The 280-nt window shown below is 65.7% G+C and carries 1 protein-coding gene; it reads left to right on the top strand.

Translation table 11 applies throughout. The features are described 5' to 3' along the window. Positions 1-280, top strand: a 280-nt coding sequence (locus tag ACM6J5_RS24250; RefSeq protein WP_414929487.1) for a hypothetical protein, incomplete at both ends; no start/stop codon positions are given.

The following is a 280-nucleotide window of genomic DNA, read 5'->3' as shown; positions in this document are numbered from 1 at the left end:
GGTCGGCGAGGTCAGCCTCAATACGCCGCCCTCTGCCATCCGACTCAGCGGAGCGGTGCTGCTGACCAACACCTTCGGTACCCGCCTGCTGCAAAGCAGCGCGGCGTCCAGACTGGATGGCCCGCTCAACACCGCGCTGGCCCTGGTGTTCAAGGCGAGACTGGGCCATTTGGGAGAGCAACTGCATTTCGAAAGCACGACCATGCCGCTCAGCCAGGGGGTCAAGGCGAAAATAGGCCTGGCCGCCCACAAGAGCTTCGGCGACTCGCTGGCCGCGGGC

This window comes from Pseudomonas sp. IT-P74 (genome assembly GCF_949768175.1).
Lineage (GTDB): Bacteria > Pseudomonadota > Gammaproteobacteria > Pseudomonadales > Pseudomonadaceae > Aquipseudomonas.
The sequence above is the reverse complement of the archived record's forward strand: the minus strand, read 5'-3'. Positions and strand labels throughout refer to the sequence as shown.